Genomic DNA, 13,145 nt, shown 5'->3' on the forward strand with positions numbered 1-13,145 from the left:
TGGGCGGCGATTGTTGTGGCGGGTGTGATTTCGGCCTGCGCGCTTTACGCTATCGTGACCAGTTCCGGCGCGGAGGGCGTGCGAGCCATACCCAAGGCGGTTGCGCAGCCACTCAAGGTTTAGCCGACCGGTACGGTCTTGGAGCATCCTCTGGTGGGTCTAAACGGGATACCCGGCATTGCTTGAGGTTGTAGAACTATCCATATAGATGCGCAGAGCTGGCGGACCGTGATCAAACAACGATAATTTAGGCTGCTGTTCACTATTCGCGCCGCCCTGTGCCGGGGGCGCCTTGATCGCGGGCCGCGCCTCCCTCTATCATCGTTTGAGGGTGAAGCCGAAGCCCCGAGGGATGCGTTGGAATGACGGAGCAGCAAAAGAAGTTTCCTGAGTTCTACGTCACTGCCCCGCAACCTTGCCCCTATTTGCCTGGCCGGCTGGAGCGCAAGCTTTTCACGCATCTGACACACGATAAGCCTGCCGAATTGGTCGACCGGCTGCTCACGACCGGATTTCGCCGCAGTCAGAACATTGCTTACGTCCCTTACTGCGAAGGCTGCCAAGCCTGCGTGTCGGTCCGCGTTCTCGTCAATGAGTTCCAGCCCGACCGCTCGATGCGGAGAAGCTGGACGCGGAACGCCGCCCTTATAGCGGAACGGATGGCTCCGATCCCGACGGTCGAGCAATTTCGCCTCTTCCGCGCCTACATCGACGCTCGGCACAGCGACGGCGGCATGGCCGATATGACCATGCTGGACTATCGCATGATGGTCGAGGACACGGTAATCGAGACGTTCTTGACCGAGTATCGGCAAAAACCTGCCGACGCCGGCGACGATCTTGAACGCGATTCCTGGCCGCTGAAGGCTGTCGCGCTTTGCGATCGGCTGACTGACGGGATCTCGATGGTTTACAGTTTCTATAATCCCGGAGATGCGGACGCCGGTCTCGGCACCTACATGATCCTAGAGCACATCGAATTTGCGCGACGGCTGGGTCTACCGCACGTCTATCTGGGCTATTGGATCGAAGGTTCGCGCAAGATGGCCTACAAAACACGCTTCAGGCCACAAGAGCGGCTCGGCCCCGATCGCTGGGAACGGGCGCACGATTGCGAAGATGGGGAATAACGGATCGCACTCGCGTGCGCTCCAGATTGCGCCCGATTTTCGTCGTTATGACGGTCGATAGCCCGTCCATTCCGTTATTGTAGACCGTCTTTAAAATCGCGGTCCGAACGAATTCGATCTCGGAAAGCCTTTTGGCGCGAGCTTCCCCGATTGCGCCCGCTCGCCAACCCATTCGCGTAACTCGCTCCATGAGAGCGCAAACGACCGGCCGGCGCTGTCGATCCAGGTCAGGCCTTCCGACTTCTTGAAAACCCGCACGTCGGAGAGTCCACCGTCCTTGAACCGTTGCAAGATCACCCCCTTGCCGCGGGTCATCTCGTTCACCTCATCGCGCTTGAATACGAGAAGTTTGCGATTCTCTCCGAGCGTCGCAACATAATCGCCGTCTGCCGGGACGCAGGCACGAGCCTCGTCGGGCTCCGACACATTCAAAACCTGTTTGCCTTTGCGCGTCGAAGCGATGACTTCGGCTTCCGGCACAATGAAACCATAACCTCCTGTGGAGACAACAAGCAATTTGCGCTCGGGGTTGTGCACAAACAGCTCGACGAAGTCATGGTTTTCTTCGAGATCGATCATGAGCCGGACGGGCTCTCCATGACCACGGCCGCCCGGCAGCGCTCCCGCTTCGAGCGTAAAGAACTTGCCGTTCGTCGCCAGCAGCACCAGCTTGTCGGTCGTCGACGCCTTGATGGCTTGCTTTAGTTCATCGCCCTGCTTGAAATCGAGCTTCGACAGATCATCCTGGTGACCTTTAAGCGCCCGGATCCATCCTTTTTCGGAAAGGATAACCGTAATCGGCTCTTTCTCAACGAGCGCGGCCGCGAGATCGATATCGATTTCCGGCGCATCGTCGAAAGTCGAACGCCGACGGCCAATCGCGGTTTTTTTCGAATAGGTTTCGCGCGTTGCTTTGACCTCGTCCGCGACCTTTGCCCACTGTAGCTCTTCGGATTTCAAAAGTTGCTTCAGCTCGCGCCGCTCCTTCGAAAGCTTGTCGTGCTCGGCGCGTATTTCGACTTCCTCAAGCTTCGAAAGCGACCGCAGTCTGAGATTCAGGATTGCTTCGGCCTGCACTTCGGAAAGGCTGAATTTCGAAATCAGCTTTGCTTTGGGATCGTCCTCGCGGCGAACGATGCGGATAACTTCATCGATGTTGAGGTATGCAATCAGATAGCCGTCGAGAACCTCGAGCCGATGTTCAATTTTCTTGAGGCGATGGGTCGAGCGCCGCACGAGGACTTCGATTCTATGCTCCAGCCATTGCCATAGCACGTCGCGTAGATCGAGCACGTTCGGCACTTGTCCGGCCGAGAGGACGTTCATGTTGAGGCCAACCCGGACCTCAAGCTCGGACGAGCGGAACAGACTTTCCATCAAGAGCAACGGATCGACCGTGCGGCTCTTCGGCTCCAGAATGAGACGAATTTCGTCTGCGCTTTCGTCGCGCACATCTCCGAGCAGCGGCAGCTTCTTCTCGCTCATAAGCTCGGCGATTTTTTCGACGAGCTTCGCTTTCTGAACGCCATAGGGAACTTCGGTAACGACGATCTGGTAACCGCCGCGACCGGTTTCTTCCTTGCTCCAGCGCGCTCTGACGCGAAAGCCGCCGCGGCCCGTCTTGTAGGCTTCGAGAATGGCGTCGCGCGGCTCGACAATTACGCCGCCCGTGGGAAAATCCGGCCCGGGCACCATTTCGACGAGCTTCTCGATCGTCGCGTTGGGGTGCTTGATAAGGTGCAAGAGCGCCGCACAGAGCTCATCGACGTTATGCGGCGGGATGTTGGTCGCCATGCCGACGGCGATGCCCGAGGCGCCATTCGCGAGCAAATTCGGGAACGCGGCCGGCAGCACGACCGGCTCTTCGACACGGCCGTCGTAATTCGGACGAAACTCAACCGTGTCCTCGTCGATTCCTTCGAGGATCAGCGCGGCCGTTTCCGTCATGCGGGCTTCGGTATAACGCTCGGCCGCGGGATTATCGCCGTCGATATTTCCGAAGTTACCTTGCCCGTCAACGAGCGGGTAGCGCACAGCGAAATCCTGGGCGAGGCGCGCCAACGCATCGTAAATCGCCTGGTTGCCGTGGGGGTGGTAATCGCCCATCACCTCGCCGACAATCTTGGCACATTTGATATAGCCGCCTTCGGGATTCAGCCTCAGTTCGCGCATCGCATAAAGGATGCGGCGATGCACCGGCTTCAGACCATCGCGAACGTCGGGCAGCGCCCGGTTCATAATGGTCGAAAGCGCATATGCGAGATAGCGCTCTTCGAGCGCGGTGCGAAGCTCAACGGGCTCGATCGGGCCGTCGCCGGGCAGAATCGGTTTTGTCGTCATGGCGCATTCCCTACAGCGGCGCTTGCGCGCTCTCAAGCCCGCCGAACTGCCGCCCCTACAGCTTTGTCGAAACCGTGCTATTTGGGCGCAATCGACAGGTCTGCGCAGCCTCGCGGCGATGGCGGCGCACGGACCACCGAACGACCAAATTCTCGAAGCAGAACAGGCCGGAATGGCAGCTCTTGTCCCCGATCTACCGAAAGTCGAGCAACATATCGTCGACCTGACCAATCAGGTTCGGCGGGAGAAAAACCTGTCATCTCTTAAGGTCAACGCAATTCTTACAAAGGCTGCACGGGCATATGCGCAACGCCTGGCCCGGACGGATCAATTTTCCCACACGGCCGACGGCCGCAGCCCCAGCGAGCGTGTCGAGAGCGCGGGCTACAAATTTTGCGCAATCGCCGAAAATCTGGCGATGGATCGCAGTCACGCCGGATTTGATACCGGCCAGCTCGCGCTTCAGGCCCTTGCCGGGTGGATGAATTCGCCACCCCACCGCGCCAATATCCTGATGGCCGGCGCAACGGAAATCGGTGTCGGGGTCGCGCGCGGTCCGGGTGCCGTCCCGAAATTCATTTCCGTTGAACTCCTCGGACGTCCGGCATCGTCGTCGTTGACGTTCGAGATTGCAAATTTATCGAAAGTCACCGTCACGTTCGCGTTTCAGGACAGGTCGCGTGATTTGAAATCCCGCATGAGCATCGTTCAACATTCGTGCGCGGCGGGCATCATTAAGCTTTCAAAACCTGGCGGCTTTTTTTCATCTGCGAGCGGCATAACGCAATTCCCCGCGAAGGACGGAACGCGTTACACGCTCAAATCAGATGCAAACGGTTCCCTCTCGGTCGTTATCGGCGCGCGCGCCAACTAAGATGTTTCCCGTTTTTTCCGAAATCCGGAACATTCCTCGCCTTATGCGCGTTTTGGTGCTTGGCGTTAACAGTAATTGAGGTCATGCGATGGATACGAACAGAATGGGCAGCTTTGCTCTGATCATTCTGCTTTTCGTTCTGATTGCTGGAGGCGTGTACGCTTACCAGCGCTCCCAGTCGGACGTCGTCGTCGATAGCCCAGCAGTCCGCGTCGAGACAAACAAGGCGACCGGTGAAACGACTGTGGAGGCGCCCTTCACGCGCGTTAAGAAAGACCAGAACGGTACGCAAGTGCAGGCCCCGGGCGTGAGCATCGACGTCCCGAACCGATCCGACGACAGCAAATAAATCCGCTTGCCACGTTGTGCAGCCGCCCGTTTCGGCGGGCGGTTTTTTTACGCAATCGTTCGAATAACGCCGCCTTCGACCCGCAGCGCCGCACCGTTCGTCGCCGACGCTTCTTTCGACGCAACATAAACAACCATGTTCGCGACCTCTTCGACCGTCGCGAAACGCTGGATAAGTGACGACGGGCGATGCTGCTTGACGAAATTTGCGGCCATCTCGTCTACACTTGTCCCAGCAGATTTCGCCATCGCTTGCAGAAAGTCCTCCACGCCGTCGGACCGCGTCGGACCCGGCAATACGGAATTCACCGTTACGTTCGTTCCGGCAGTCAATTCCGCCAGACCGCGCGAAATCGCCAGCTGCGCTGTTTTCGTGAAACCGTATTGGATCATTTCGACCGGAATATTCAACGCCGATTCCGAGGAAATGAAGATAATGCGGCCCCAGTCGCGCTCCAGCATTCCTGGCATCAACGCCCGCGACAGGCGGACGCCGGACATAACGTTTGTTTCGAAAAATCGTGTCCAATCCGCATCGGGAATTTCAAAGAACGGCTTGGGCTCGAAGATGCCCGCGTTGTTGACCAGAATATCGACGGCCTCCGCAGCGGCGATGAGCGTATTGCAGCCCTCCGCGGTCGAAACATCGGCGGCGACGCCCGAAACGGCCGCAGCCTTAACACTGGCGTGAACCGCCGCAACAGAGCGATCGACGCTCTCCTGCTTCCGGCCGTTGACAATGACGCGCGCGCCGCTGGCCGCAAGACCCTTCGCAACCGCGAGTCCGATTCCGGCGGTCGATCCCGTAACAAGCGCCGTTTTTCCGGTGAGGTCTATTTTCATTCCATCAACCCATCGTTCCATTCTGAAAAGACGAAATCGTTTGGCATCGTCACCGTTTCATCTGGTTCGTCATCGGTGGTGAGACGACAGCTCTTGTTTCAGCGCGTTGTCGATGCGCTTGTCAGGAACCAGCCACATCACTGCGACCGCCGCATAGATGGCATCGGCAATCAGCGGCGACACGAATGCAAGTGCCGCACCTGAAATGTAGGCTACAATCGATAGCTTGCCCTTAACATCGCGCCCTACGGCCTGGGCTAGGACGGCACCCTCGCCGTGATGGCGGATGATCGCATTCTGCAGGATCATCCAGGCCAGCGCCGGCATCAAAAGCGCAACTCCATAAACTGCGGTTGGGACCGGCGCATTATGATTTTCACCCATCCATGCCGTAGCGAACGGGATCAGCGAAAGCCAGAACAGGAGATGCGCATTTGACCAAAGGATCGCGCCATTGACGCTCGGGCACGCGCGGAGCAGTTGATAATGATTGTTCCAATAGATCGCGACATAGATGAAGCTGAGCACGTAGCTCAGGAAAACGGGAATGAGATGCCGGAGAGCTTCGACGTCGGCAATCTCAGGCACCTTCAACTCCAGCACCATGATCGTGATTATGATCGCGATTACCCCGTCACTGAATGCAGCCAGTCTTTCCATCCTTAAGCCCCTCCAAGCGAACGACGATTGCCAATCGCCGGTAGCATATTGCGCGACGGGCTGAAACATCGGCGTTAGGCATGGCCGTTCGACTTTCGCGTCGTAATCAAAGGTAGACGGGATGGCGATTGTTCGATCGCTATCGCCTCTTGTCCGGCACTAACGCTGTTCGGACCGGTAGGCGCTTGGCGTCATCCCGGTCCAGCGCCGAAACGCTCGCGTAAAATGCGCAGGGTCCGAATAGCCCAGCCGCAAAGCGATTTGCGTCACGGAAATTTCCGATTGGCGCAGCAAGTCCTTCGCCTGGGTTTCCATGACCCCATCGACCACACGATTGAAAGACGTTCCGTGCATGTCCAGCCATCGTTGCAGAGAACGGCCGGTCGTTCCGAGCTTGGAAGCTACCCATTTAATATGAGGATAGCCTTCATGGAGCGCCAGCTCGGTGACAGACTTGATCGTTGCAACAACATCGCTCTGCCTCGGCACCCGAGGTTCAAGATAGCCATCTACGGATGATGCGGATGCTTCACAGCTCAACCGACCGAGCAGCGAAGCATCAAACTCAATCGCCGGTACGCCGCATCCATGCAAAACGTTCGTACCGAAAATCTCTTCCAGCGCCTGTCTCGGGGAACCTGCCGGCAGAACCGACATGACTACATCCGGCCGCCAGGTTCGCCCGGCATATCCACGGATCATATCGATCATATAGCTGACACCGAGGAACTCGTTGTGATGCCGGCCTTCCGTCTCGGGCTCCACGAATTCGATCGACCAACGTACCTTGCTCCCCCGCCGCGTAAACGTCAGCACCGTTGATGTCTGTAACATGGTGTTAAGTCCGGCATGGGCACGGCGAATAGCACCGTCGAGTTTGTCGGCCGAGCAGACCCAGGCGCCAAATGAGCTCAACTCCCGGCCTTTGACAGCCTGCCCTAAGCGTGCGCCGAAATAGGGATCGCCCGTCTCGCGTGCCGCTTTTTCGAGTAGGCGAAATTGCTCTCTCAACGGAATAACTATGTCCGGCTGTTCAAGTATGGCGAATGGCAGGTCGACATTTCGAAGTGCGCGGGTGAATGATCCGCCATGCCGATCCATGAACTCGGAAATCGGGCCGAGAGAACTTGCGCGTGTAAAGCCCGAAAGACGAGGCGCCATTTCGATCGCCGATCCCAAAGATTTTCGATAATGGCGCAAAATGGCAAGCGGCCATTTCGGCTTCAAGTCACGTTGGTGTTATGGCGAGTCTCCAGTGACGCTGGGGCGGCGGCGGTAAGATAGATCTAATACCGAAAAGGACCACGCAGAAGATGGCCGACAGGCAGCGAGTCCCTGTAACAGCATTGATCAGGTGCACCTTCAGCGTCCGGAATATGCTTGCCGTCGCGTTCTTTGCCATGAGCTTGTGCGTCGGCATTTCTGTCCATGCAGCCGCTCCAAGGCCACCACTGATGGCAGTCTTGCCCTTCGAGATCGATGACAATTCCGGTGAGATCGGCTCTGCCGACCGTCATACGGCCATGCTTTCCGCAGTGACCACAACTGTTCGCAACAAAATAGAAGCGACCGGCAGGTATCGCGTCGTACCGCACGAAGCCGTCACTCAGGCAATCAATGCGGTGAACCCAGGGACGTACCTCCGCGATTGCAATGGCTGCGAATTGGATATCGCAAAGCGTCTTAATGCTCAGCGTGTCCTCGTTGGCTGGATATTTAAGATGAGTACTCTTATCGGGACGCTACACATCCGCATAGAGGATGTTGGGACGCGGCGCGTCGTCTATCGAAGAGACTTCGACTTTCGCGGAGACAATGAACGGGCGTGGAACCGCGCCGCTGACGTTTTCGTACGTACTTTGAGCAAAGATCAATAAAATTTCGAAATACAAACGTAGCAAGATCAGGACTATGGAACATGACCATTCAAGCGAGCAAAGACGCGAATGTCTCCCTTCCGTTCGATACCCGGAATATTCGCTGGTACACACTGCCTGATTTTCCGCACGTCGCCTATCACATTTGCAAAGTCGATGAGCAGAACCATATCGTCGATATACTTTTCAAGTTCGATGCCAATTCACAGATTGCGTTGCATCGGCACAAAGCCGATTATGTGACGCTCATTCTGCAGGGGGAATTGCGCATCTATCGCGCCAATGGTGAGCTCAAGGAAATTCGCCCCGTCGGCAGTTATGTCGAAACAGCGTCCGACGGTGAGCCGCATCGCGAAGGCGGCGGCGCGCAGGATGTGATTGCGTTTTTCAGCAATCGCAACGTGAAGGATCTCGTCTACGAAATTCTGGACGACGATCTTAACGTCATAGCCACACTTGGCGTTGGGGAGTTTAGGGCTTTGTACGAAGCACAAGCGGCAAGCTAGTAGACGACAAGCGATACTGGACGAATGCATATTATGTAAACGGCGGGAGCCCGGTCAGGGCTCCCGCTGTCGGCACAGTTTAATCCAGTGTGACGCAGATTATTTCGTTTGCGCCGGCGAGGTGTCGGGGGACGGCTTGTCGTTTGTCAGCTCGTTCCATTTATCGCCGAGCTGCTTTTTCAACGCGTCGATCTTCTCCGATGCTTCCGCTTTTCGCGCAGTGAAGGCATCGCGTGCTGCCTTGTAATCCGCATTGGAAATCTCGAACTCCGTCATGAAGGGGCAGCCGCCATGAGAGAAGTTCGGCGCGATGTAGCGGACGCGGGTCGTGTCGGCCGCTCCGCCCGGCCCGACTTTCATGATCACCGCGTCTTTTTCCATATGGCACTTTTCGCCTTTCTTGAGCGTTTTCATGTCGACGGTGACGAACTTGCCTTTCTCGTTAAGCAGCGTCACGTCCATCGCGCTCGGCATGAACGCCAATTCTGCAGACGTGCTGCCTGCATCTTCGGAAAAGGCCGGACCGGCCAAACACAAGAGAACGCCGGACAACGCCGAAAGCTTAACTATCGATTTCATGTTGCACTCCTGCAAGCAGCCAATCACTCGGAACTCTCTTAACGCCATGGATCGTACTCGTATGGATCGTCGTAGTCATCACCGCGTCTATATTGTTGCGTAGACGAACGATTAACGGATCTGCGCGACTTCGCGGTCGTCGTCGCAGAAGCGATTTTTCCGTCCAAGGATCGGACGACGGTCACCTCGGTGCCGACATGCACGAGCGACGCAAGATGTAAAACGTTCTCATTCAGCATCCGGAAGCATCCTGACGATTCCGCCTTGCCGATCGATTTCGGCTCGTTCGTTCCATGGATACGATAGAGCGTGTTCCCCAGATAGATGGCCTTGGCGCCGAGCGGATTGCGAATTCCGCCTAATACACGCTTGGGAAGTTTCGGCTGCCGCTTGCGCATATCGGCGGGCGGATACCAGTCAGGCCAATCAGCGATGCGCGAAATTTTTTCCTTGCCAGTCCAAGAAAAGCCCTGCCGACCAACGGCGATCGGATAGGCGTAAGCTTTTGTCGGGCTGAGTACGTAGTAGAGCTTGCGTCTACTGGTATCGATCACGACCGAGCCTTCGGCATATGGCCCGGAAAAATTAACGACCGGCGGAGCGACCGGTTTTATATAGGGCCGATTGCCACTATTCACGCCGGTTGTTTTTCTGAGCTGTTCCTCTTCGCCAGGCGACGGCGCCGCATCCCAGGCGCCGTAATCATCGCGACGCCAATCGCGGCCGTAACGATCATCGTCGCGCGTGTAGCGACGCCCGTCATAGGACGGGTCGTCGTTGTAACGCGGATCGTAGCGGCGATCATCGTCATTATCGAACCGGCGATAAACGCGGGCGCCATATCGGTCATCGTCATTGTAACGGCCGCCATAGCCGTCGAAATAACCTTGGGCTGGCGGGGCGCTTCCTGCTCTATCCCAAGGATTCCATTCCTGCGCCGACGCCCACGTCGAGCACGCGACCGACGCGCCAAGCGCGGCAGCTGCAGCGATGAACGTTTTCATAAAAGCCCCACTATAAGACGAATCCACACAAGCCAGACAAACGACTGAAACGATTCATTCCGTCGTTCGGATGTGGAGGGGGATGTCGGCTTTCGCATGGCAAATCGATGGCACGGTTTCGCATGCGACATTACGAATGCTTAAGTGGCGACGAAGCGCAAAACACCTCTCGCGATGCGTACGCGCGCAAAAGATTCTTGCCCGCGCAAGGCATCTCACCTTAACGCGAAGCGCGCGCCAGCACGTCCATCAACTCGGCTACTTTTCGCCGTTGGTCGGTCGCATTGCCGCTGGCAATCGCGTGCTCGACGCAATGCGCGACATGATCTCTCAACACTTCTTCTTCGACACGGCGCAACGCCGCCCTCACGGCTGAGATTTGCGTCACCACGTCGATGCAATAACGATCTTCAGCCACCATTTTGGCAAGACCGCGCACCTGCCCTTCGATCCGGTTCAGGCGCTTGAGGCACGAGGCTTTCATCGGCTTCTGCATACCTTGACGTATACCCTATTGGGGTATACATGTCAAACCATTCGATACCCTATTGGGGTATAGCAGGCGCGAGGTCACGATGGCGGCGGATAAGAACGCTTCAGGCAGAACAGGCAACCACGAACATCATGGAGGATGCTGCGCTCATCACAATGATGCCGCGACCCCGACGGCGCACGCCGTCAAAGATCCCGTTTGCGGCATGACCGTCGATCCGCACACCTCCAAGCACCGCGCCGAGCATAGCGGACGCACCTATTATTTCTGCGCCGCAGGTTGCCGAGCGAAATTCATCGCTGATCCTGGAAAGTATCTGAGCCCGTCCGAAGCCGCGAGCGAACCGGTGCCTGAAGGCACGATCTATACCTGTCCCATGCATCCGCAGATCCGCCAGGCGGGTCCGGGCTCCTGCCCGATCTGCGGCATGGCACTAGAACCGGAACTCGTAACCGCCGAGGCGACGCCCAATCCCGAACTCGCGGACATGTCGCACCGTTTGTGGATCGGATTGGCACTGACTATTCCAGTCTTTTTTCTGGAAATGGGAGGCCACATCTTTGGCCTGCATCGTCTGATCAGTCCGACCGTATCGAACTGGGTGCAGCTCCTTCTCGCAACGCCCGTGGTCCTTTGGGCCGGATGGCCCTTTTTCGAGCGCGGCTGGCAATCGCTCCGCACGCGCAATCTCAACATGTTCACGCTCGTCGCGCTCGGTACCGGCGTCGCATGGGTTTACAGCGTCGTAGCAACGCTTTTTCCATACCTGTTTCCAGCCGAGCTACGCGGCAGCGACGGCGCCGTCCCCGTCTATTTCGAAGCTGCTGCGGTCATCACCGTTCTCGTCCTCGTCGGCCAGGTGCTGGAGCTTAGAGCACGCGATCAAACGAGCGGCGCAATCCGCGCCCTTCTCAATCTCGCGCCGAAAACGGCACGCCGCGTATCTGCCGACGGGCGCGAAGAAGAAATCCAGGTTGACGCGGTTGTTGTTGGCGACCGGTTACGCATTCGTCCCGGAGAGCGCGTTCCGGTCGATGGATCGGTCATTGACGGAAAAAGCCTGGTCGATGAATCGATGGTCACGGGGGAAGCTCTTCCCGTCAGCAAATCGGCCGGAGCGAAAGTCATAGGCGGCACGATCAACGGCAACGGCGCGCTCATCATGCGAGCTGACAGTATCGGGCGCGACACGATGCTTGCGCGGATTGTTCAGATGGTAGCCGAAGCACAGCGCAGCCGCGCGCCAATCCAACGACTCGCCGATCAGGTTGCGGGCTGGTTCGTGCCGCTCGTTATTGCCGTTGCGGCGCTGGCGTTCGTTGCCTGGATGTCTTTTGGACCTGAGCCGCGCTTCTCTTACGCGATGATCGCGGCCGTATCGGTTTTGATTATCGCTTGCCCGTGCGCGCTCGGCCTCGCGACGCCGATGTCGATCATGGTCGGCGTGGGCCGAGGCGCGCAATCGGGCGTGTTGATCAAGAATGCTGAAGCGCTGGAGCGCATGGAGAAAATCGACACCGTCGTCGTCGACAAGACAGGCACCGTGACCGAAGGTAAGCCGAAAGTTACGGCACTCCGCACGTCGGGCGCAATCAGCGAGTCCGACCTATTGAAATTTGCAGCCAGCCTCGAACAGGCAAGCGAGCATCCGCTCGGCGCGGCCGTCGTCGCAGCTGCCAACGAACGTAAGATTGCGCTCGTTGCGAGCTCCGGATTTTCGGCACCCTCTGGCAAAGGCGTTTCGGGCACGATCGAAGGACGTCGTGTCATCATCGGCAACCAGCGCATTATGGCGGACGAGGAGATCGATACGGCAGCGCTTGATGCCGAAGCCGAACAACTTCGCGGCGACGGAGCAACCGTGGTTTACGTGGCAATCGACGGCGAGTGTGCCGGCATCGTGGCGGTCGCCGACCCGATAAAAGCGTCGAGCGCGTCTGCACTCCGTAAGCTGAAGGACAGCCGCGTCCACGTCGTCATGCTGACAGGGGACAATGCGACAACTGCCAAAATGGTGGCAGCGAAGCTCGGCATCAGCGATGTGAAAGCCGATGTCCTTCCTGAGGACAAAGCGAAGATCGTCTCTCAGCTCCGGCAAGACGGCCATGCCGTTGCGATGGCAGGGGACGGCATCAACGACGCTCCCGCGCTTGCGGTGGCCGACGTCGGCATCGCAATGGGCACAGGCACCGATGTGGCAATCGAAAGCGCGGGCATCACGCTGCTGAAAGGCGATCTCGAGGGCATCGCACAGGCCCGCCGACTGTCCGAAGCGACAATGGCGAATATCCGCCAGAACCTGTTTTTTGCGTTTATCTATAATGCTGCTGGCGTGCCGATTGCGGCGGGTGTTCTCTATCCGGTATTCGGCCTGCTTCTGTCTCCGGTCATCGCAGCCGCGGCGATGTCGCTGTCCTCCGTCAGTGTCATCACGAATGCCCTGCGTTTAAGAAAGGCCGCTATAGGATAAGACGATCACGACAAATTCTGG

The 13,145-nt window shown here is 57.6% G+C and carries 13 protein-coding genes; 6 read left to right on the top strand and 7 right to left on the bottom strand.

Annotated elements, in window-relative coordinates:
- The first annotated feature begins 362 nt into the window (after positions 1-362).
- Positions 363-1,130, top strand: a complete 768-nt coding sequence (locus VHB22_RS00230; RefSeq protein WP_325454928.1) for an arginyltransferase — start codon at positions 363-365, stop codon at positions 1,128-1,130.
- Between the two features lie 90 nt (positions 1,131-1,220).
- Here the strand turns inward: VHB22_RS00230 and parC are convergent, their stop codons facing one another.
- Positions 1,221-3,470 carry a DNA topoisomerase IV subunit A gene (gene parC, locus VHB22_RS00235; protein WP_325454929.1) on the bottom strand — a complete coding sequence of 750 codons (2,250 nt, stop codon included), beginning with the start codon at positions 3,468-3,470 and terminating at the stop codon, positions 1,221-1,223.
- On the opposite strand from parC, the gene VHB22_RS00240 reads away from it, so the two are divergent.
- Together VHB22_RS00240 and VHB22_RS00245 are read left to right on the top strand one after the other, a co-directional pair.
- On the top strand, positions 3,469-4,344 hold the full coding sequence (locus VHB22_RS00240) for a CAP domain-containing protein (protein ID WP_325454930.1): 876 nt from the start codon (positions 3,469-3,471) through the stop codon (positions 4,342-4,344). The two genes, parC and VHB22_RS00240, sit on opposite strands and share 2 nt — an antisense overlap.
- An 88-nt stretch (positions 4,345-4,432) precedes the next feature.
- Positions 4,433-4,693: a hypothetical protein gene (locus VHB22_RS00245; protein ID WP_325454931.1), complete on the top strand. Its 261-nt coding sequence runs from the start codon at positions 4,433-4,435 to the stop codon at positions 4,691-4,693.
- Between the two features lie 47 nt (positions 4,694-4,740).
- On the opposite strand, the gene VHB22_RS00250 is transcribed toward VHB22_RS00245, so the two are convergent.
- The 3 genes from VHB22_RS00250 to VHB22_RS00260 form a co-directional block, all read right to left on the bottom strand.
- Positions 4,741-5,535 (bottom strand): SDR family oxidoreductase, encoded by a 795-nt coding sequence (locus VHB22_RS00250; protein WP_325454932.1) that lies wholly within the window; start codon positions 5,533-5,535, stop codon positions 4,741-4,743.
- A 69-nt stretch (positions 5,536-5,604) separates the two neighbouring features.
- Positions 5,605-6,195 (bottom strand): TMEM175 family protein, encoded by a 591-nt coding sequence (locus VHB22_RS00255; RefSeq protein ID WP_325454933.1) that lies wholly within the window; start codon positions 6,193-6,195, stop codon positions 5,605-5,607.
- A 159-nt stretch (positions 6,196-6,354) separates the two neighbouring features.
- Entirely contained in the window at positions 6,355-7,356 is a 1,002-nt protein-coding gene (locus VHB22_RS00260; RefSeq protein ID WP_325454934.1) for an AraC family transcriptional regulator, read from the bottom strand.
- 293 nt (positions 7,357-7,649) lie between these two features.
- On the opposite strand from VHB22_RS00260, the gene VHB22_RS00265 reads away from it, so the two are divergent.
- Positions 7,650-8,072: a DUF3280 domain-containing protein gene (locus VHB22_RS00265; protein ID WP_325454935.1), complete on the top strand. Its 423-nt coding sequence runs from the start codon at positions 7,650-7,652 to the stop codon at positions 8,070-8,072.
- Between the two features lie 41 nt (positions 8,073-8,113).
- Positions 8,114-8,578 carry a regulator gene (locus tag VHB22_RS00270; RefSeq protein WP_325454936.1) on the top strand — a complete coding sequence of 155 codons (465 nt, stop codon included), beginning with the start codon at positions 8,114-8,116 and terminating at the stop codon, positions 8,576-8,578.
- 99 nt (positions 8,579-8,677) lie between these two features.
- Here the strand turns inward: VHB22_RS00270 and VHB22_RS00275 are convergent, their stop codons facing one another.
- The 3 genes from VHB22_RS00275 to VHB22_RS00285 form a co-directional block, all read right to left on the bottom strand.
- The gene (locus tag VHB22_RS00275; protein WP_325454937.1) at positions 8,678-9,157 is read right to left on the bottom strand and encodes a hypothetical protein; all 480 of its coding nucleotides are present in this window, start codon (positions 9,155-9,157) and stop codon (positions 8,678-8,680) included.
- A 38-nt stretch (positions 9,158-9,195) separates the two neighbouring features.
- Positions 9,196-10,161, bottom strand: a complete 966-nt coding sequence (locus tag VHB22_RS00280; RefSeq protein WP_325454938.1) for a L,D-transpeptidase — start codon at positions 10,159-10,161, stop codon at positions 9,196-9,198.
- A gap of 220 nt (positions 10,162-10,381) precedes the next feature.
- The gene (locus VHB22_RS00285; protein WP_325454939.1) at positions 10,382-10,657 is read right to left on the bottom strand and encodes a metal-sensitive transcriptional regulator; all 276 of its coding nucleotides are present in this window, start codon (positions 10,655-10,657) and stop codon (positions 10,382-10,384) included.
- Positions 10,658-10,736: 79 nt separating this feature from the next.
- Here VHB22_RS00285 and VHB22_RS00290 point away from each other — a divergent pair, with 79 nt between their 5' ends.
- Positions 10,737-13,124 carry a heavy metal translocating P-type ATPase gene (locus VHB22_RS00290; protein WP_325454940.1) on the top strand — a complete coding sequence of 796 codons (2,388 nt, stop codon included), beginning with the start codon at positions 10,737-10,739 and terminating at the stop codon, positions 13,122-13,124.
- Positions 13,125-13,145: the final 21 nt, after the last annotated feature.

The sequence above is a fragment of the Hyphomicrobium sp. genome, from assembly GCF_035548195.1.
Taxonomy (GTDB): Bacteria; Pseudomonadota; Alphaproteobacteria; order Rhizobiales; family Hyphomicrobiaceae; genus Hyphomicrobium_B.

Excerpts from the sequence above, each read along its gene's own strand:
- VHB22_RS00250 (WP_325454932.1), bottom strand. The coding sequence starts at position 5,535 with ATGAAAATAGACCTCACCGGAAAAACGGCGCTTGTTACGGGATCGACC.
- VHB22_RS00265 (WP_325454935.1), top strand. The coding sequence starts at position 7,650 with ATGGCAGTCTTGCCCTTCGAGATCGATGACAATTCCGGTGAGATCGGC.
- VHB22_RS00285 (WP_325454939.1), bottom strand. The coding sequence starts at position 10,657 with ATGCAGAAGCCGATGAAAGCCTCGTGCCTCAAGCGCCTGAACCGGATC.
- VHB22_RS00260 (WP_325454934.1), bottom strand. The coding sequence starts at position 7,356 with ATGGCGCCTCGTCTTTCGGGCTTTACACGCGCAAGTTCTCTCGGCCCG.
- VHB22_RS00245 (WP_325454931.1), top strand. The coding sequence starts at position 4,433 with ATGGATACGAACAGAATGGGCAGCTTTGCTCTGATCATTCTGCTTTTC.
- VHB22_RS00230 (WP_325454928.1), top strand. The coding sequence starts at position 363 with ATGACGGAGCAGCAAAAGAAGTTTCCTGAGTTCTACGTCACTGCCCCG.
- VHB22_RS00275 (WP_325454937.1), bottom strand. The coding sequence starts at position 9,157 with ATGAAATCGATAGTTAAGCTTTCGGCGTTGTCCGGCGTTCTCTTGTGT.
- parC (WP_325454929.1), bottom strand. The coding sequence starts at position 3,470 with ATGACGACAAAACCGATTCTGCCCGGCGACGGCCCGATCGAGCCCGTT.
- VHB22_RS00290 (WP_325454940.1), top strand. The coding sequence starts at position 10,737 with ATGGCGGCGGATAAGAACGCTTCAGGCAGAACAGGCAACCACGAACAT.
- VHB22_RS00255 (WP_325454933.1), bottom strand. The coding sequence starts at position 6,195 with ATGGAAAGACTGGCTGCATTCAGTGACGGGGTAATCGCGATCATAATC.
- VHB22_RS00280 (WP_325454938.1), bottom strand. The coding sequence starts at position 10,161 with ATGAAAACGTTCATCGCTGCAGCTGCCGCGCTTGGCGCGTCGGTCGCG.
- VHB22_RS00270 (WP_325454936.1), top strand. The coding sequence starts at position 8,114 with ATGACCATTCAAGCGAGCAAAGACGCGAATGTCTCCCTTCCGTTCGAT.
- VHB22_RS00240 (WP_325454930.1), top strand. The coding sequence starts at position 3,469 with ATGGCGCATTCCCTACAGCGGCGCTTGCGCGCTCTCAAGCCCGCCGAA.